This window comes from Pseudobacter sp., assembly GCF_051955275.1.
Lineage (GTDB): Bacteria > Bacteroidota > Bacteroidia > Chitinophagales > Chitinophagaceae > Pseudobacter.
The window spans coordinates 1-18,470 of the sequence record NZ_JBQCGW010000163.1 but is presented as its reverse complement, the minus strand read 5'-3'; the positions used below and the strand labels follow the sequence as shown (position 1 = coordinate 18,470).

The 18,470-nt window shown below is 49.7% G+C and carries 17 protein-coding genes; 12 read left to right on the top strand and 5 right to left on the bottom strand.

Annotation, left to right across the window (positions count from 1 at the left end):
- Positions 1 to 105: 105 nt before the first annotated feature.
- A complete protein-coding gene (locus ACTHMC_RS13925; RefSeq protein WP_440413863.1) occupies positions 106 to 927 on the bottom strand; it encodes a hypothetical protein in 822 nt (273 codons plus the stop codon).
- 231 nt (positions 928 to 1,158) lie between these two features.
- Here ACTHMC_RS13925 and ACTHMC_RS13920 point away from each other — a divergent pair, with 231 nt between their 5' ends.
- The 6 genes from ACTHMC_RS13920 to ACTHMC_RS13895 all read left to right on the top strand — a co-directional run bounded on the left by ACTHMC_RS13920 (position 1,159) and on the right by ACTHMC_RS13895 (position 7,586).
- Positions 1,159 to 2,292, top strand: a complete 1,134-nt coding sequence (locus tag ACTHMC_RS13920) for a vWA domain-containing protein (protein WP_440413862.1) — start codon at positions 1,159 to 1,161, stop codon at positions 2,290 to 2,292.
- Positions 2,292 to 3,818 (top strand): magnesium chelatase, encoded by a 1,527-nt coding sequence (locus ACTHMC_RS13915; protein ID WP_440413860.1) that lies wholly within the window; start codon positions 2,292 to 2,294, stop codon positions 3,816 to 3,818. The genes ACTHMC_RS13920 and ACTHMC_RS13915 overlap by 1 nt, the downstream gene beginning before the upstream one ends.
- Positions 3,819 to 4,072: 254 nt before the next feature.
- Complete coding sequence (locus ACTHMC_RS13910) at positions 4,073 to 4,786, top strand: hypothetical protein (RefSeq protein ID WP_440413859.1); 714 nt, start codon at positions 4,073 to 4,075, stop codon at positions 4,784 to 4,786.
- Positions 4,787 to 4,818: 32 nt separating this feature from the next.
- Positions 4,819 to 5,571, top strand: a complete 753-nt coding sequence (locus ACTHMC_RS13905; protein ID WP_440413857.1) for a hypothetical protein — start codon at positions 4,819 to 4,821, stop codon at positions 5,569 to 5,571.
- A 1-nt stretch (position 5,572) separates the two neighbouring features.
- Positions 5,573 to 6,667 carry a hypothetical protein gene (locus ACTHMC_RS13900; RefSeq protein WP_440413856.1) on the top strand — a complete coding sequence of 365 codons (1,095 nt, stop codon included), beginning with the start codon at positions 5,573 to 5,575 and terminating at the stop codon, positions 6,665 to 6,667.
- Positions 6,627 to 7,586, top strand: a complete 960-nt coding sequence (locus ACTHMC_RS13895; RefSeq protein WP_440413855.1) for a prenyltransferase/squalene oxidase repeat-containing protein — start codon at positions 6,627 to 6,629, stop codon at positions 7,584 to 7,586. The genes ACTHMC_RS13900 and ACTHMC_RS13895 overlap by 41 nt, the downstream gene beginning before the upstream one ends.
- On the opposite strand, the gene ACTHMC_RS13890 is transcribed toward ACTHMC_RS13895, so the two are convergent.
- Positions 7,583 to 9,085 (bottom strand): flavin-containing monooxygenase, encoded by a 1,503-nt coding sequence (locus ACTHMC_RS13890; protein ID WP_440413854.1) that lies wholly within the window; start codon positions 9,083 to 9,085, stop codon positions 7,583 to 7,585. The genes ACTHMC_RS13895 and ACTHMC_RS13890 overlap by 4 nt on opposite strands.
- 152 nt (positions 9,086 to 9,237) lie before the next feature.
- Here ACTHMC_RS13890 and ACTHMC_RS13885 point away from each other — a divergent pair, with 152 nt between their 5' ends.
- Positions 9,238 to 9,843, top strand: coding sequence for a hypothetical protein (locus ACTHMC_RS13885; protein WP_440413852.1), 606 nt, complete (start codon positions 9,238 to 9,240; stop codon positions 9,841 to 9,843).
- A gap of 110 nt (positions 9,844 to 9,953) precedes the next feature.
- Entirely contained in the window at positions 9,954 to 10,514 is a 561-nt protein-coding gene (locus tag ACTHMC_RS13880; protein WP_440413851.1) for a DUF4256 domain-containing protein, read from the top strand.
- Between the two features lie 148 nt (positions 10,515 to 10,662).
- Here the strand turns inward: ACTHMC_RS13880 and ACTHMC_RS13875 are convergent, their stop codons facing one another.
- Positions 10,663 to 10,806, bottom strand: coding sequence for a hypothetical protein (locus ACTHMC_RS13875; protein ID WP_440413849.1), 144 nt, complete (start codon positions 10,804 to 10,806; stop codon positions 10,663 to 10,665).
- Here ACTHMC_RS13875 and ACTHMC_RS13870 point away from each other — a divergent pair.
- From ACTHMC_RS13870 to ACTHMC_RS13860, 3 genes are read left to right on the top strand one after another with little or no spacing between them, the layout of a single operon-like run.
- Positions 10,799 to 12,499, top strand: coding sequence for a histidine kinase (locus ACTHMC_RS13870; protein ID WP_440413848.1), 1,701 nt, complete (start codon positions 10,799 to 10,801; stop codon positions 12,497 to 12,499). The two genes, ACTHMC_RS13875 and ACTHMC_RS13870, sit on opposite strands and share 8 nt — an antisense overlap.
- An 8-nt stretch (positions 12,500 to 12,507) precedes the next feature.
- Entirely contained in the window at positions 12,508 to 13,266 is a 759-nt protein-coding gene (locus ACTHMC_RS13865) for a LytR/AlgR family response regulator transcription factor (RefSeq protein WP_440413846.1), read from the top strand.
- 27 nt (positions 13,267 to 13,293) lie between these two features.
- Entirely contained in the window at positions 13,294 to 15,621 is a 2,328-nt protein-coding gene (locus tag ACTHMC_RS13860) for a response regulator (RefSeq protein ID WP_440413845.1), read from the top strand.
- On the opposite strand, the gene murB is transcribed toward ACTHMC_RS13860, so the two are convergent.
- Complete coding sequence (murB, locus tag ACTHMC_RS13855) at positions 15,618 to 16,634, bottom strand: UDP-N-acetylmuramate dehydrogenase (protein ID WP_440413843.1); 1,017 nt, start codon at positions 16,632 to 16,634, stop codon at positions 15,618 to 15,620. The genes ACTHMC_RS13860 and murB overlap by 4 nt on opposite strands.
- Before the next feature lie 31 nt (positions 16,635 to 16,665).
- On the opposite strand from murB, the gene ACTHMC_RS13850 reads away from it, so the two are divergent.
- Positions 16,666 to 17,322, top strand: coding sequence for an NAD(P)H-binding protein (locus ACTHMC_RS13850; protein ID WP_440413841.1), 657 nt, complete (start codon positions 16,666 to 16,668; stop codon positions 17,320 to 17,322).
- Here ACTHMC_RS13850 and priA read toward each other — a convergent pair.
- Positions 17,323 to 18,470, bottom strand: a 1,148-nt coding sequence (gene priA / locus ACTHMC_RS13845) for a replication restart helicase PriA (protein ID WP_440413840.1), incomplete at its 5' end; no start/stop codon positions are given. It lies immediately after the preceding gene.

The following is an 18,470-nucleotide window of genomic DNA, read 5'->3' as shown; positions in this document are numbered from 1 at the left end:
CCGGGTTTTTTTTTTTTCGGCCGTCCCCGGGGGCCCCGGGGGGCCCCCACCTTCCCAAAAAATCCTTTCCCCTGGGGTTCGCGGCCCCCCCCCGGGCACACTCTCCTACTTCTTTGCCGGCAACGCTTTCAGCCAGCTCTGCGCATAAACGCGTGCCGCTGTGATCGTTTCTTTGCCGCAGCGGAACAGCCTTTTCCACTGGTAATCTTTCTTCTCCAGGGCCGGATCTTCAAAATACTGCTTGCCTTTGCGGGTTACCAGCTTTGCATCAAAATTGATACTCGCAGTGATATCCAGGAACTCCTGCAGCCTTACGCGGATCAGGTCATTCACTTTGGCGGGATATTTCTTTTCCAGCTCAGCCATTTCTTTTTTGTACTCTTCCACAATGGATTCTTTATTCTCTGAATTCACCAGATCCGCCTCGATCTCCTTCAGGTACTGTGCACGTTTGGGGTGATTGGGATCGGTGAGCGCCGCCTTTCTCTCCTTCGTTTCTTTGATCTCTTTGGCGTATTTGGTCTTCATTTCAGGATTGGACTCCACCTGCGCCAGATCGTCTTCAATATCCTTCAGCACTTCATCGATCCTTTCCTGCAGGAAACTGTCCCACCCCTTCGGCTCCATGCCTTTTCTCCATTCGCGGTAACCCGCCTCAAACTCAGGCGTAGCCAGGTATTGCTTCATATAATCACCCAGCTGGTTCACTACTGTGGCGCGTTTTCCGATGGCCAGACCAACGATAGCGCGGTTGACCGGCGCATCAAGGCTGGCCTGCATGAAGTTCACCCCGATACTTTCCTTTGCCCTGTCTTCTGAAAGCTCCAGGGTCTTCAATACCTCATTCAAACGGCTATGCACAGCCGAAAACGACAACAGCACTGCTGCCGGGATCACCAGCATCAGCGCAAAGAACATTTTTTTCATGACTATTTTGTTATTTAGATTACGCTTGAAAAAGCAATCAAAATTACGCCAGAGCGGCAGGCGGGGGCTGCCCCCAAAACGTCAGGCAGCGATTTTGACTGTCAGGAGGCAGAAAACAGGTTTCCAATCGCCCAAAAAACCGCTTCAAACAAAACACCCCCTGATTTGTAATTACATAGGCAGGATTTCCACTATTCTCACTCCATCCCCCAAAATATCCTTAAATTGAGGGTGAGTGAATTGTTACCCACTAAAAAGACTTGTGAAGTGATAGGATTCAGGTTCAACAAATTCGATCCCGGTCAGCAGGGGAAAAGCAAATTTGACCAGTTGCTGGACGCATTCATGCAGCTGCTAACATACACCAACGGTGATGTCAGCGAAGCTTTGAGCTGGATGAACCAGCTGGACAAAGAATATGAGCTGACAGACAGCGAGTACGGCATGGGAGACTTCATTGAAGACCTTCGCGACAAAGGTTATATCCAGGAGAACTCCGTGAACGGGGAGATCACCATTACCCCCAAGACAGAACAGGGCATCCGCAAACGTTCGCTGGAAGAGATCTTCGGAAAGCTGAAGAAAACAAAGTCCGGCGACCACCATACATTCAAGCCCGGACAGGGCGATGAGCTCAATCCTGAAACACGCCCTTTTCAGTTCGGGGACATGCTGGAGCAGATAGATTTCACCGCTTCCATCCGCAATGCGCAGATCAATCATGGTATCGAGGCTTTCAATATGCAGGAAGACGATCTCGCGATCCGCGAAACCGACTTCAAATCGCAGACCTCCACCGTGCTCATGATAGATATCTCCCACTCCATGATCCTTTACGGAGAGGACCGCATAACTCCGGCCAAAAAAGTGGCGATGGCGCTCAGCGAGCTCATCACTACCCGGTATCCCAAAGACACCATCGATATTGTGGTGTTCGGGAATGATGCCTGGCCCGTGGAGATCAAGGACCTTCCCTACCTGCAGGTAGGACCTTATCATACCAATACGGTAGCCGGGCTGGAACTGGCGATGGATATCCTCCGCCGCCGCAAGAATCCCAACAAACAGATCTTCATGATCACAGACGGGAAACCAACCTGCCTCAAGAGTGGCAAGCGTTACTACAAGAACAGCTATGGGCTCGACAGGAAGATCACCAGCCGTTGCCTCAACCTGGCCGCACAATGTAAGAAACTCAAAATACCCATCACCACTTTCATGATCGCTACGGATCCTTATCTGCAGCGGTTCGTACAGGAATTTACAGAGACCAATAACGGTAAGGCGTTCTTTGCATCGCTCGACAGATTGGGAGCTTTTATCTTCCGTGACTTTGAGAGCGGTAAAAGAAAGACTGTGTTTTAATGAAAAAGAATAGTATAACTACAATCGGACAACTGAAAGCCAGCGGGTACAAACCCCGTTCGGTAAAAGATGAGATCAGGGCAAATCTCCTTGCCAAATTGCAGAAGCAGGAAAATACATTCAATGGCATCATCGGTTATGAAGACACTGTAGTACCGGATGTGGAGAGGGCCTTGCTTTCGCGGCACAATATGCTCTTCCTCGGACTGCGCGGCCAGGCCAAGACCCGCATGGCACGCCAGATGACGGAATTGCTGGATGAATACATTCCCGTGATCGCAGGCAGTGAGATCAATGATGATCCGCTCAATCCCATCAGCCGTTACTCCCTCGATCAGATAGCCACCCATGGCGATGACACTCCCATTCACTGGCTGCACCGCAGTGAGCGTTACGGAGAGAAACTGGCAACGCCCGATGTGAGCGTAGCAGATCTTATCGGAGATATCGATCCCATCAAAGCGGCCAATCTACGCCTGAACTTCTCTGATGAACAGGTGATCCATTATGGCATCATCCCGCGCAGTAACCGGGGCATCTTTGTGATCAATGAAGTGCCCGACTTACAGGCACGTATTCAGGTAGCGCTCTTCAATATCCTGGAAGAAGGCGATATTCAGATCCGTGGCTTCAAGCTGCGTATGCCGCTGGATATCCTGTTCGTATTCACAGCTAACCCTGAAGACTATACGAACCGCGGTGCCATCGTAACGCCACTGAAGGACAGGATCGAAAGCCAGATACTTACACACTATCCCAAAAATATCGATACCGCCCTTACCATAACAGAGCAGGAAGCGGATATCCTGCCCGATCAGTCGAAGCGTGTAAACATCAGCGACCTGCTGAAACGCCTGGTAGAACAGATCGCTTTTGAAGCGCGCAGCAGCGAACTGGTTGACAAGAAAAGCGGTGTATCTGCCCGTCTCAGTATTTCTGCCCTGGAGAATGCCATCAGTGCCGCCGAGCGCCGCGCTGTGATCAACGGAGAGAAACAAACACAGGTATGGGTAAGCGATATGGTGGGCGTTGTGCCCAGCATCACGGGGAAGATAGAACTGGTGTATGAAGGCGAACAGGAAGGCCCTTACCAGGTAGCGATGAACCTGCTGGAAAAATCCATCCGTAGCCAGTTCATCCATTATTTTCCCAATCCTGAATCCCTGAAGAAAAAACGTACGCAGGCGCAGCAGGAAGAAAATCCATACCGGTCCATCCAGGCGTGGTTCGACAAAGGCAATTCACTTGACCTGATGCTGAACCTGAAAGATGAACAGAAGATCCAGCAGCTCTACAAAGTAGACGGCCTGCATGCGCTCGTGAAAAAATTCTATCGCAATGCCAATGAAACAGAAGCAGCACTGCTGATGGAATTTGTGTTGCACGGACTCAGTGCATTTTCCCTTATCAGTAAAAAGATAGTGGAGAACAAGATCGAATTCAAAGACCTGATGGGCTCCATGCTGAATTTAGGTAATACTACTTCTTACTCCGATGAGGAGTTTGACAACGAAGATTTTAATTAAGTATTCACGTCAGTATATCTACTTAAAAAGCCGCTCAAAGCCTTATGCAGAGCGGCTTTTTCATGTATATAACACTTTTAGGGTATGCCGTTTTTTTGGAAGATAAAGAACGGCTTTCTAATTTTATTCCACCACCACAGCAGTTACTTCTCTGATTCAGCATTTCAATAATTAATCCCTCACCACCAGCCCGACTGATAACCGCAGACCCATTCGGAAGAGCTTTTATTCATTAACCATAAAACATCACGGACATGAACGCGAAAAAGAAATCGCCTGTCATGTGGCGTACGGATATTGCCAAAGTTGATCCTGTGAAGGACTACAAGCAACATCTTATGAAGCCCGATTCTGCAAAATTTATCGCCAAACTGAAAGAGTTCGGCATAGATCCCAACAATATTCCCACGCTGCCGCTGATCTGCAGGCTCAAAAAACTGGGACCTGTTGTATTGTATCCGAAACAGACCTTTGATCCGCACATCGGGGAGATCAGGGAATTTATCCGCACCATCACCCCCAATTCAATCCATCAGCTCAAAACCCTTGTGGGCATTCCAAATGAAGTGGCGCTCCGGCAGCAACGCAAGCTGCAGGCAAGTGCGCGCATCCGCAGCATAAAGATGCAGGATATGCCTGTTGAGTCCAGGATCAGGTTCAAATCGCTGGATGTATTGCAGCGGACAGCAGTAACAGACCTGGCCCACAATATCCTGCATGGGCATGTTGAAGAGGAAAGCCTCAAACGCCAGCCCTACAAAGCAGTGACAGATTACATGCTGGAACGCGCGAAAGACCTGCCTGCTTTTGTGGCAAAGGAACTGATTGTTTGTCCGGGTGAAACCGTTCACTTCAGCGGATTTGCGGCCGTATTCTTCGTCAACGTAATTGTGTATGGCGATGGCCAGATCATAATGGCGAACAATTCCAAACTGCATGCTTACCAGATCAAACATGTACCTGTTTAAACAAATTCTGCAACCACACTAAAACATATTATATGGCAATGTTCTCAGGACCGGGTAACGACGGCATAAACGGCGCAGCAGGCGGCAGCGGCGCGCCCCCGGCAGCAAACAATACAGCAGCAACAGGCACTTCAGGAAGAGATGCCGAATGCAGCACATGGGGTGATGAAAGCCCCACTAACGGAGGCCAGGGTGCACATGGCGGACAGGGAGCCCAGGGGCATCCCGGTGTCAATGGCAGCCACGGCTCCAACGGCTCTTCTGCAGCCGTGGTCACCATCGATTCCACCTTCCTTACGGGCACCATCACCCTGAATTTCCGAGGAGGACGCGGTGGCAATGGTGGAGATGGCGGCAACGGCGGTCAGGGTCAGCAAGGCCAGAACGGCGGGAATGGCGGTCAGGGCGGAAGCGGCATGGGCTGCGAGCCTCATGCCAGTGATGGCCGGGGAGGCAATGGAGGAAAAGGTGGACGAGGAGGCAAGGGCGGTAATGGCGGGAATGCCGGCAACGGTGGCAACGGAGGGCATGTGGTGATCCTCTATGATCCTGAAGCGCTTTTCCCGAATGTGATAGCAGACCCGGTAGACGGCCTGGCTGGCGGCCCTCCCGGAGCACCAGGATCCAGAGGCCAGGGAGGCCCCGGAGGTTCAGGTGGTAATGGCGGCGGCGGAAGCACTTCCGGCAGCGGCGGTCAGACCGGAGATCCCGGAGAAGATGGCACTAACGGAAATAACGGCATTACCGGCAGTCCTGCCACCGTTGACATCATCGAACAACCGTAATATGATACCATCAACACTCAACAGTTTCTATCAGCGCAGGATTGCGCTGGTAGAAACTTCGCATACGGATGAAAGTTATAATGGCAGCAGCAGCCCCTCATCAGCCATCTGGCAATCTCTTCTGAAACCGAGTTTCAACCTCCCTCCTGTTACCACTCCCCTGCGCGCTGCCAGTATTTGTATAGACGGAACACCGGTAGTTTTCTCCGTAAAGCTTACACACAGGGAGGAAGCACCGGCCTTCCGCGTTCTGGTTGAACCCGGAGGCACCGGCATAACCGTTCCGCAACAGATCAACTGTTCACTCCGCACTGCAGATCAGATGCTGCAGATCATGGGATGGCAGACAGCTGCAGAACAGATCAACCGGATCATCGGCCATGTGTTCCCGGCGAACAGCGAAGAACTGGAAAACTGGTGGGGCGGCATCTGGCTCGGCACTTCCGTGGCAGAGAGCCATACCGAACTACGTATGTACCTGAACATGCGACATGGAAATATCGTACAGCGCTGGCAACGCGTAGCAGATGTGCTTACAGAATTCGGCGATGAATCGCTTCAACCTGTACTGGAAAATCTGATCAGTCAGACTTCTCCCCATGCCATCCCCGTGGGCCTAGGAATAGTGATCAGCAAAACAGTCCGGGGGATCCGATTGTATTGCGGCATGCATGAACCCGGTGAAGAAAGTATCTTGCAATGTATTTCAGGGGATGCTTCTGTTGTAAAGGAAAACATCAGCTGGTTCTGCAATTCCATTATTGAGCAATTCGGTGAATTCAGCAGGCAGAGCGTTACGCTGGGGTATGATTTCCACCTGGATAAAAATGGAAATTTACAGCCACTCATCTCCCGCACCAAGATTGATGTGGCCTGCCAGCGTTTTGCAAAAGCAGAAGGTTTCACATCCTTCCTTGGACAACTGGTGCAGGAATTCAAATTCGATAACAGCCAGCTGCCCGCATTCCTGGCCGATCTCGATCATTGCTTCTCCGGAAGTGATGTGGAATACATCAGCCTGGGAATCGATGGCGGCATCGATCACCTGACAGTATATGCAAAACCTCATTCATGTAAACCTGCAGTCGCTTACTGACAGCACACAGGCAGCAGAACTCTTTCTGATAAGGCAGCAGCATCCTGATGGATGCTGGCGCGATTACCTGCTGGAGCCCGGCGCCTCAGAAGCCTGGACCACCTCAGTGGTGCTCTGGAGCCTGGCCTGCGTGCGCCTGGCTTCCATTCCCGCACCAGCTGTAAGTGCCGCGCTGAATGCGCTGTACGCCCTTCAAAAACCGGCGGGTTGGGGTTACAACAGGCATACGGCTTCAGACGCGGACACAACAGCCTGGACATGCCGTGTAATGGCTGCTTTACAGGTTCAGCAGCAAGAACCTCTGTCAGCTATCCTGCAGCGTTTCATTCTGCCGGACGGATCAGGTCAGACATTTATCGGAAAAGAGAGATTCGGTTCCTGGGCAGATCATCACGCCGATGTACAACCGATGATCGGTAATTCGCTGGTGCGTTTGTATGCCAACTCACGTGATCCAGCACTGGCGGCACTGATCCGCAAACTCAGAGAATATAGTATCATCAGTTTCAAAGAGGATTGCTGGTCATCTTTCTGGTGGGCAACCGATGCTTATGCCATCGCCTGCAATCTTGAATTCCTGCGGGCCAGTGGTGGTATTCCAGCATCCATCATGAGCACCGCCCTGCATTGGCTGGATGAGGCGATGCCGCCCCGGTCGGCTTTTGAAGCAGCGCAGTACCTGATGATCGCATTGCTCACCGGATCTCCTGCAGAACCTTATATGAATTACCTGCTGAACACACAGCTGGATGACGGCAGCTGGATCTCTTCAGATATGTTACTGGTGCCACCGCAGTCCGGAAACGGGCCGGTTGATTTCATTCCCGCCTTCCCGGACATCCGGAGGCTGATGAGCACAGCAATGGCGCTCACCAGCCTGAAGATGGTTTTATCGACTACCCGTCAGCTTATGAATTAATAAAACTGGTAATCCGGTACAGGCTTCAATTCCTTCACTGCAGCTTTGCCTTTGCCGCGAAGCAGCTGGTGGTAATCTTTTGGATTGATAGGTTTGAGATATTCGAAAGGTGATAAGCTGGTCTTTCTTTTCAATCCCATATCACGCATCAGCAGATCCAGGTGATAATAATTGAAAGGCGCAATGCAGGTGCCACTGAACTCAGCTGCAATGGGCCTGCTGCTGATCCTCCATTCTTCCATACTGATCATATCTTCCCTGATCTTTTCATTGGCAGGAAGCGCCAGTTTTTGTGCTGCATACTGAACAAGCCAGTTGGCCGCCACTTCTGAGGTAAGCGTTGTAAATAAACTTGAATTGAATCCAACAAAGCCCAGTTGTGGTACATCAGGGTGAATGATATTCCGGAAGAGCCGGTATTGTCCATTCTTACCAGTGATCATTTCTTTATACTCTTTTTGAAGAAAAGGCAACTCCTGTGTAAAGCCAGTGCCGAAAACAATCAGGTCGGGATTGATGGCTTCGCCATTGCTCAGGTACACTTCCCTTCCCTGCATGCGGGTGATCACGGTTTGCCTGGCATCAATCTTTTTAGCTTTCACTTTTTCAAAAAAACCTTCAGGAGCTACGCCCAGACTGCAACTGATCTGATCTTCTATCTTATGTTTAGGCACCATACCGCAGGCTTTCAGCTTGAACTGCATTTTCAACAGGGCTTCCAGTCCCCGCCACTGTGCCCATACTATGGGCCTGCCAAGGGTATGAAGAAGGGTGAGTCTCCATGATTTCTTCGGCGCGCTGAAGAACGCTTCAGACAACCTGGAGAACAAAAGGAATTTCATATTCACTTTATTTCCGAAATACCGTGGCACTTTCCATTGTGCTTTCCGGTACAATAAAGTTGTATGGGCAGCGCAATCGGCAGCTGTGGTGGCAATATCAGTAGCTGATTTCGCGAAACCTACTACCGCCACTTTTTTACCTCTCAGTATTTCCTGATCTTTCACCTGGCTTGAATGAAGGATCTGCCCACCTGCTTCAATAAAACTCTCGCTGCCTTCGATGACCGGCAGGTGCGGGCGATGGAAAGTTCCTGTACACACGGCCACAAAATCGAACCGCAGCTCTTTGTCCTCAGCTGTTTTGAGGTCTGTAAGCTGCACCAGCCAGTGGTTCTTATGAAAGCTGAGATCGTTCACCTGTACGTTGAACCAGATATTCGGAAATACATGGAATCTTTTCGCATATCCTTCCAGGTAAGCCTGTACCTGTTCCCCGGAAGGCCAGAGCGGGTAACCGGCCGGCATAGGATAATCGGAGAAAGCGTATTCATCGCGGGTGGTCTGTGTGGCCACGCCAACATAGGAACGGCTTTTCTCCCAAACGCCGCCAACGCTGGCGGATTTTTCAAGAACGGTAACCCGGTATCCTCTTTCAAGGAATGCTTTTGCAGTAGTTAGGCCGCTGATGCCGGCCCCGATTATGCCGATATGTTTCATGATCGATTTGATTTGTTAGGTCAAAACTAACAGGATGGAGAATGTATATTATTCCGGACTTAATGATTACGATGGATCACTTAATGGAAGACGGAAGTGGCTGAATGCGGGATTATAGTTACATTTACCGGAGAACTTCAATTTACATAAACATGGAGAAAATCAAGTGTTTCAACAGCGCAGCTGAGGCTATTACGGACCTCGACAATGGCGGTCATTTCTACAATATCTTTACCCACGCAAAGGACAATGTGATCAGTCAGGCGGAAGCAGGCAAATCAGCCGGTGGTTTTGCAGGAAAACAACAAGCTATTCTCCACCTGGAACTGGCCTTGAGCAGGTTGGACGAGTCTTCAGTAAACGAAGTAAGATCCAGGTTTGACGAAACATTGCAAACCAATTTCACCAAATACAAATCCCAGGTATTACTGCCATCAGAAGTGGCAACAAAGGGTAATACCGGATCGAATATGATCGTTACCGGTATTCCGAAGCTGACAGATGGTACCAGAAAGCTATCAGGTTTTATCATGGTGCCCACAGGCAGTGCTTTCACGATGATCCCGCTGATGGACGTTTATGATATTTACGAGATCAGGGATGAGCAGGAAGGTCAGGGGCTATTGATCGCTCACCAGAAAGGCGAAACGCAATTGCCTGAACAGAAACTGACGGTTGGCGGAGTATTAAAGGAATCAGACGAAGATGAGGGCAGCCCTTCAAGCAAATTTCTGGAGATCCGGTATTGGGTGGAGTGATGATATGATGCCGGACAAAAAAATCCCATATATACAATTGAGGAGAGAAATTTTGAAGCAAAAAAATCAAATACAGCACGTATTTTGCAGCATTGAACAAATCTCATTGTATGAGTAAGAAGAAACTATCCACTGAAGAAAAGTCCACACTCCTGAATACTCTACAAACACGTTTCGAGAAAAACAAGAAACGTCACAGCTCTCTCAAATGGGAAGATGTAGCCGAAAAGCTCGAAGCCCGTCCTGACAAGCTCCGTACCCTCCTTGACATGGAAGAGACCGGCGGAGAGCCAGACGTAACCGGATTTGATAAGAAGACCGGAGAATATATTTTTACCGATTGCGCTCCCGAAAGCCCCAAAGGCCGCCGAAGCGTATGTTATGACGGCGAAGCGCTTGCTGCCCGGAAACAGCACAAACCTGATGACAGCGCAATAGAAATGGCAAAGGCCATCGGCATCGAAATTTTAGATGAAGAGGAATACAGGCATTTACAAACCCTGGGAGAATTTGATCTCAAAACTTCCAGCTGGATAAAAACCCCTCCTGCGATCCGCAGACTCGGAGGCGCATTGTTCGGCGACCGCCGTTATGATCATGTATTTTTTTATCACAATGGCGCGGACTCTTATTACGGCGCGAGAGGATTCAGGGGATCATTGAAAGTGTAATTATGATTTCCCCACCAGGATAATTCCCGTGCAACTTTCATTGTAACATTTCATCAGACAGGGCTTTGAGAAATATAGCGCCAACATTCTGACAACTTCATAAAAGCCTCCTGAATCAGGAGGCTTTCTCTTTTTATTTCATACCCATTCAAACCCTGTTTCCCAATCCGTTAACCCAAACCCCCATTCCGTTAACTCCACCTCCACTTCCATCCTCCTTCAGGCCATATTTGCACAAAGCCCCGTGAATGAGGATCTCTGCTATTGCAACAGGATGTATTCTGATGATCATACTGAGTTGTTTTCTATCGCCCATACGGGCAAAGGAGAACACCGGCGACTGTGATGGCTGGCAGAAAACCTTGGCCGCAAAACGCGGCACTGTCACTGCCCTCTGGGATGATATCGAACCATTTATCTACATCAACAAATCCGGCCAGCTGGCAGGAGTAGAATTCGAAATCATGGAGTCTCTGAAATCATATGTAAAAGTAAAATACGGCGTTGATCTGGAAGTGCACTGGCAACGCGCCGGGAGCTTCGACAATATTTTCAATAAGGTAAGGGCCAGTAAATGCAACGGGCTCTTTGGCTGGAGCTATTACAGCATTACCCCGGAAAGAAAACAAGAAGTGGAATTTTCCCTCCCCTACATGCCCGATGTAAATGTGCTGGTCACCAACAACCTGGAGCCTATGTACGCAAGCCCTAAGGAATTTACGGGCAGGCTTCGGGAAATGCACGCCTTCACCCAGCCGAACACAACCATGGAAACGGATGTGAAAACCCTGCAGAAGAATTTCTATCCCAAACTTCCCATCACCTATGCATTGAACGACTACGAGATCATGCGATCCGTAGCCAGCCACAATAATAGTTTTGGCTACGTACCGCTCTCCGTTTACATTGTAGCCCTTCAGAAAGATATCAGGGTGAAGCGGCAGCAGGTACTCAGCAGCCACCGGCAGGGCTTTGCGGCTGTAATGCCTTTGCAATCCGATTGGAAACCGCTCATGGATGAATATTTCAGTTCTGCTTTGTTCCGCATGAAGGCCGGCGCCATCATTGCAAAATACCTCGGTACGGAAGTGAAGGACCTTGTATTTGAAGACAGCCTGCTGATGCATGGAACTGCCACAGACCTCGTATCACTCGAAAAAGAGATCGTTACCAAAAGACTGATGGACGCCGTTGTGCAAGTGGAACAGCAAAGCGCCCTTCGCAATATCCTGTTGGTACTGTTCGGTTCCGGCGTACTGCTAAGTATCGTACTCTACAGCCGCTTCCGTACCCGTAAAATGCTGAATGCACAACTGGAACAGCAGAAGCAACAGATTGAACAGATGAATCAACTCCTGAAGATGAAGATCCTGCAGGCCAGGCTGAATCCGCATTTCCTGTTCAATTCCCTCAACTCGATCCAGTATTTTATTGCCGGTGGAGATAAAAAGCTGTCGCTCCAATATATTAGCCGGTTTGCGGCCTTCCTTCGCAAAGTGATCAATTACGGTGATGAGCTCAGCATCCAGGTACATGATGAAGCCAGTCTCCTGCGAGAATATCTCTGGCTGGAGCATTGCCGCTTCTTCGACAAGTTTGAGTACGAGATCACCGTGCATCCCTCAGCCAGTGAAGCCAGTATCCTGCCTTTCCTGACCCATTCGCTGGTGGAAAGCGCTCTCTACAAAGGTATCCTGCATCTCACCAACGGACACAAAGGAAAGCTGGAAATAGAATTCACAAAGGAGAACGGGAACCTGGTGGTAACGATCTCCGACAACGGTCTCAGCCGCAGGATCAGCCAACTTATCGAAAACAAAAAATCACATACTAACGGAGACGAACAAATGCTGATGAGGCGCATTGAGCTGTTCAACGCTCATCATCAGCGTAAAATAACCACCAGTGCAGAGGAGCTCGAAGAAAAGCATATCGCCACACTGGCCGTTCCACAACCCTTATTTGACCTCATCGAAACAAAATAACCTTTGATATGAAATACCAGGCAATCATCGTGGAAGACGAACAACTGAACCGCGATTTCCTGCAAAACCTGATACGAGAGTTCTGTCCGCATATTGAAGTGGCCGCCACCGCCGCCACTGTTCCGGAAGCCGTGTCCGCCATCAGAACCCATGAGCCACAGATCGTATTCCTCGACATCGAGCTGCAGACCGCCACAGGCTTTGATGTACTGGAACTGGTGCGAGAAAGTCGCTTTGAGATCATCTTCACCACGGCCTTTGATCATTATGCCATCAAGGCCATCAAATTCAGCGCCATCGATTACCTGCTCAAACCCATCAATTATGAGGAACTGATCCGGGCCGTGAGCAAGGCCATCGAATCATTGAAGGTCAAGCAGCAGGAAGACAGGCTGGAATTACTGATGCGCAACGTGCGGATCCCTGCAGGTGATGACTTCTCCATCAGTCTGAGTACCGCCGAAGGTATAGAATACATCCCCCTGCAGCAGATCAGTTACCTGGAAGCCAAAGGCCCTTACACCACATTCTTCATGAAGAGCGGGCAGAACATGATCGTGTGCAAACACCTCAAGGAATACGAACTGATGCTGACCGAACATGGTTTCTTCCGCATCCACAACTCCTATATGGTGAATATGCGCGAAGTGAAGAAGATGGTCCGCGCCGATGGTGGTTACGCCGTAATGCACAACGATGCCATGATCGCTATCTCGCCCAGGAAAAAAGAAGAATTCCTGCAACTGATGAGCCGGAGGCTGGTGTAATTGTCCATTTACCTTTATTCATTCACAATGTCCGGAAACAATAAGCAACTTGAACAACAACTGCAGCAACTGCTGAAGGAGAACGAACTGCTTCGCAGCGGACGACTGCCGCATAAATATTCCGTGCAGGTGCCAGACCACCTCCGTGCACCCTTTGATGTGGCAGAAAGCACTGTGCGGCAGTATTTCAGGGATTTCAAAATGGACCCGGGCTGCGGCACCATCGAGATCAACGACCAGCGTTACGTGCTGGTGCGTGCCTCCGCCTTTTCAAAAGGGTTCCTGGAAACCATCCAGGGATTATATGCCGATAAAGGCGACAGTGAAGCTTTTTCCATCGGAAGAAATTTCCTGTTTGATTATGCACATGTCATCGGTATGCACGATGCACGTGATTTCCATCAGAAAATGAACCTCACCGATCCCATTGCACGCCTCTCCGCCGGACCGGTGCATTTCGCCTGGTCTGGCTGGGCTTTTGTGAACATCCACCCTGCCAGTAACCCAACACCCGATGATGATTTCTGTTTGTTATACGACCACCCCTACTCTTTTGAAGCAGACAGCTGGGTAAGGGCCGGGGATATCAGCAAGGAGCCCGTCTGCGTAATGAACGCCGGTTATTCATCGGGCTGGTGTGAAGAAAGCTTTGGCATTCCACTCACCGCCGTGGAAGTTAGCTGCATTGCCAAAGGTGATGCCAGGTGTAGTTTTATTATGGCCCCTCCGCATCGTATCCAGGAACAACTGGAAAAACACAATAGCCAGAAAAGATACGCCAGACAACAGCAGTATAATATTCCTACCTTCTTTGAAAGGAAAAAAGTGGAAGAAGAAATGGAAAGATCGAAAGCCCTCGCAGAAGAATCCGCCAAAGCGAAAGATGATTTTGTTGCCAATATGAGCCACGAACTAAGGACACCACTGGGAGCTATCCTGGGATTTGCAGACCTCTTGCAAAAAACAGATCTGGACCCGGTACAGCAGGAATATCTGGAGGCCATCAATACCTCAGGCAGAAGCCTGCTTAGTATCATCAACGATATCCTCGATCTCTCTAAACTGGATGCCGGTAAATTCATCATTGAATCCGTTCCTTTCAGCATTCCTGAACTGATGCACTCCATCCAGGTGATGTTCTCTCCCAAAGCGGCCGGCAAGGCACTGCGGCTCAGTTGCAGCGCTGATCTCAGCATTAACTACCAGGTAGTGGGCGATCCCATGCGGCTCACTCAGATCCTGGTGAACCTCATCGGCAATGCCATCAAGTTCACGGAATCAGGAAGCGTGGATGTGAACTGCATCGTATGTAAAGATGAACAGGACAGCCTGGAGCTCTGTTTCACCGTGCGCGATACCGGCATCGGCATCTCCCCCTCCAAGATCGGTTCCATCTTTGACCGCTTCACGCAGGCTGATACACATATCACACGTCAGTTCGGAGGTACAGGCCTGGGACTCGCCATCACCAAACAACTGATAGAACTGCAGCACGGCAGTATCAGCGTAAAAAGCCAGCCAGGCTGGGGCACGGAATTCCACTTCATGCTGCCCTACAAAAAAGCTCAGGAACAGTACATTTCCACCAGGAAAACCGCAAACGGCGAAACCCGCTCCTACGGGCAGTTCCGGAAAATCCTGATCGTGGAAGACAACCTCATCAACCAGAAGCTCACTTCCACGATCCTCCATCATAACGGATTTGAAGTAAGCATCGCCCGTAACGGCAGAAAGGCACTGGAAATGTTGAAAGAAGAAAAACCCGATCTCATTCTCATGGATATCCAGATGCCCGTACTGGATGGATACCGTACCACACAACAGATCCGTGATGAACTGCATATCGGTACTCCTATCATTGCCATGACGGCACATGCACTCAGCGGGGAAAGGGAGAAATGCCTGAAAGCAGGGATGAACGATTACCTGTCCAAACCCTTCAGGGAAGCAGACCTGCTTGACAAGATCGCATATTGGTCATCGATAGACAACAGAGAAAATGACGGGGAGGATTTCAAACGGATCGATCTCAGTTTCCTCATGGAGCAGACGAAACACAACAAGACCTTCATCCTGGAAATGATCAGGATCTTTCTGAAACAGTTTCCAAAGGACCGGGAAAGACTGACACAGGCCATTGCAAAAAAGGATTTCAAACAGATCTACAAAACGGTCCATGCATTGCGCAACAGCGCAGGATTGTTCGGCCTGAGCTCGCCGATAGGAAAACTATTGCTGAGCATGGAAAAACTGGCTTTATCAAATGAAGACCCGGACAGTATCGAAAAACTGTACAGGGAGCTGACACCGTTGATGGAGGAAGCGATTACGGAATTAAAGGCTTTCAAACCCTAGATAATATTCACTTCCCTTTCCAGTTCCACTCCAAACCTGTCCTGTACACTATCCAGGATCTCTGTGCTCAGTTCATAAATATCAGCGCCTTTTGCATTTCCATAATTCACCAGCACCAATGCCTGTTTTTCATGGCAACCGGCATCGCCCCTTCTGAAGCCTTTCCATCCGCACTGTTCTATTAGCCAGCCAGCTGCCAGTTTCACCGTGCCATCCGGATTGGCATAACCAATGATTCCGGGCCAGTTCTGCTTCAGGGCTTCAAACTGCGCAGCAGGTACAGACGGGTTCTTGAAGAAACTGCCGGCATTGCCGATCTTTGCCGGATCGGGCAGTTTGGAACTGCGGATCCTGATCACGGCTTCAGAGATAGCTTTTATGCTGAGTTCCTTCACACCCATTTTCTCCAGTTCCTGCTCGATGGCACCGTAGCTGGTATTGAACCGGGGTATTTTATTGAGCCGGTAAGTCACGCTGAGAATCACAAACCGGTTCCTGTACTGGCGTTTGAACACACTTTCGCGGTAACCGAATCCGCAGTCATTATTCGAAAAAGTAAGAATCTTCCTTTCTTCCAAATGGTACGCTTCCAGTTCTTCAAACACATCTTTTATTTCCACACCATAAGCCCCGATATTCTGCATGGGACTGGCCCCCACATTTCCGGGAATGAGGGATAAATTTTCCACACCTGCCCAGCCCCTGCCGATGCAGTATTGCACAAAACCATGCCAGCTCTCACCAGCCCCTGCTTTTACATACAAATGATGATCATCTTCCCGCAGCAGGTCAATACCAGTCAGTTCGTTTTTCATCACCAGTCCATCAAAATCACCGGTGAGCAGGATATTACTGCCACCCCCCAGCACAAGTTTTGCAAGATGATCAGCGTCTGACAAAGCTGCCAGCTCCTGAAGTTCATCAAGAGTTCCAAATGTGGAAAACAGACGGGCCATTGCCCCGATGCCCATAGTGTTGTATTGCCTGAGTGAAATATTTTGCTGAATTTGCATATAGCTGTGTTAGTGGCAAAATAACGAAATTATGCAAACACAAACTGCAGTCATAATTGGCGCTACCGGAATGGTTGGAGGATTGCTGCTGCAACAACTGTTGCAGAACGATCAGTTCAGCTCTGTGCGCATTCTCGTAAGAAAGCCAGTACCAATCATTCATCCTAAGCTGGAAGTGAAACAGGTTAATTTCGATGACGTGGAAAGCTTCAACGATGGACTGGGAAAGGCCGATATTGTTTTCTGCTGTGTTGGCACCACGCAGAAAAAAGTGAAAAACGATAAAACCGCTTACCGTAAAGTGGATTATGATATTCCCGTTACCGCCGCACAGATGGCTGCCAAGAACGGGTTCAAAAAATACCTGCTCGTATCCGCCGTGGGGGCCAATCCGAATTCCGCCAACTTCTACCTCCAGTTGAAAGGCTCAGTGGAAGAGGATATCAGCATTCTTCCTTTCGACAGTATCCATATTTTCCGGCCCTCACTGCTCACGGGCGACAGGCAGGAAAAACGTACCGCCGAAAAAATTGCCGGGATCATCATGCCCGCCCTCTCCTGGCTAATGGTAGGCCCGCTCAGAAAATACAAACCCATTTCAGCAAAGCAGGTAGCAATTTCCATGATGAAAGCCGCCCTCTCTACGGAGAACGGAATACATGTTTACCATTACGACAACATGAAGTAATTACTGGGTATCCACATCAGGAATGATCACTACACTGCGGAAACGCCTATCGTGGTGCAACACGGCAATCTGGTCCTGGATCTGCTGCTTGCAGCGGCTGATCAATGCCGTATCCTTCGGCAGTTTGAACATCAGCTCCATCAGGTATTGGTTCCGGACGCGGTTCACTACCGGCTCCGCGGGCCCGATCATGTACTGGCCAAACTGTGGCTTGAGGTATTCGGTCAGCTGCCTCGCTGCACCATCCACCAGCTCTTTGGATTTATTGCGGAAAGTTAGAAGAATGATGCGTGAAAAAGGTGGATACAGGAACATTCTCCTTGCTTCTATTTCTGTCTGGAAGAATGCCTGGTAATTGTGTTGCTGCACGTATTGCAATACCGGATGCGCCATCTGCGACACCTGTATCATCACATGCCCTTCTCCATCCTTCCGGCCCGCGCGGCCACTCACCTGTTCCATCAGTTGAAAGGCGCGTTCGTTCACCCGGAAATCGGCAAAGCTCAGCAGGCTGTCTGCATCCAGCACCCCCACCAGGTTCACATTCTCGAAGTCGAGCCCCTTCACCACCATCTGTGTTCCAACAAGCACCTGTATGCGCTGTTGCTCGAATTGCTGAATGAGGTTGTCATGCGCGGTTTTGCCACGCACGCTGTCGATATCCATCCTGGCCACTTTCACACCCGGTAATTGTTCTTCCAGGTGCTCTTCGATCCGCTCCGTACCGAAATTCTGTTGCAGGAAATGATGATTGCCACAGGCCTGACAGGTGTACACCAATGGATACACTGTTCCGCAATAATGGCAATGCAGTTTATTGGTGTTCTTGTGAAAGTTGAGACTTACATCGCAGAACTTGCAATGCGGGATCCAGCCGCAGGTCTGGCAGACCTGGTATGGACTGTACCCACGCCTGTTCTGGAAAAGGATAACCTGCTTGCCGGCATCGATGGATCGCTGAATTGCGGTTTTGAGATCCGGCGTGATGATCACTTTTTCCTTTCCGATCTTAGGTATTTTCCTGATATCCACCAGCTCTATCGATGGCATCTTCACCCCACCGAACCTTTCATTCAGTTCCACCAAACCGTATTTCCGCTGCTGTGCATTGTAATAGCTTTCCACACTGGGTGTGGCGCTTCCCAACA